Raw genomic sequence first — 524 nt, 5'->3', positions numbered from 1 at the left:
CGCCGAGCGCGCCGAGCACGGGATGACGAGCATGCTGCTCGGCGTGCCGATCGCGGTGAAGGACAACTACGACACGAAGGACATGCCGACCACCGGTGGCTGCGGCTGCTGGGACGACAACCAGACCGACACCGACGCCGCCATGGTCACCGGCCTCCGCGACGCCGGCGCCGTGATCCTGGCGAAGGCCAGCCTCGACGAGTTCGCCTTCGGCTTCGTCTCCGAGTTCTCGTCGAACCAGCCCGCGGGCTCGTCGCTCCTGGTCGCCAGCCCGTACAACACGGCGCAGACGGCCGGTGGCTCGAGCGGCGGCACCGGTGCGGCGATCTCCGCGAACCTCGCGGGCATCGGCTTCGGCACCGACACCGGCGGGTCGATCCGCGTGCCGTCGACGTACAACCAGCTCGTCGGCATCCGGCCCACGGTCGGCCTGACCAGCCGTGACGGGATCATCCCACTCGCCCTGTCGCAGGACACCGGCGGCCCGATCACCCGCTCGGTGACCGACGCGGCGGTCGCGCTCG

At 71.6% G+C, this 524-nt stretch carries 1 protein-coding gene; it reads left to right on the top strand.

Features of this window, described 5'->3' with window-relative positions:
* A partial coding sequence (locus BIU89_RS04750; protein ID WP_139178790.1) for an amidase family protein occupies positions 1-524 on the top strand: 524 nt, incomplete at both ends.

The sequence above is a fragment of the Curtobacterium sp. MCBA15_005 genome (assembly GCF_001864855.1).
GTDB lineage: Bacteria > Actinomycetota > Actinomycetes > Actinomycetales > Microbacteriaceae > Curtobacterium > Curtobacterium flaccumfaciens.
Note: the sequence above shows the minus strand (reverse complement) of the source record. Positions and strands in the feature narration are given on the sequence as shown.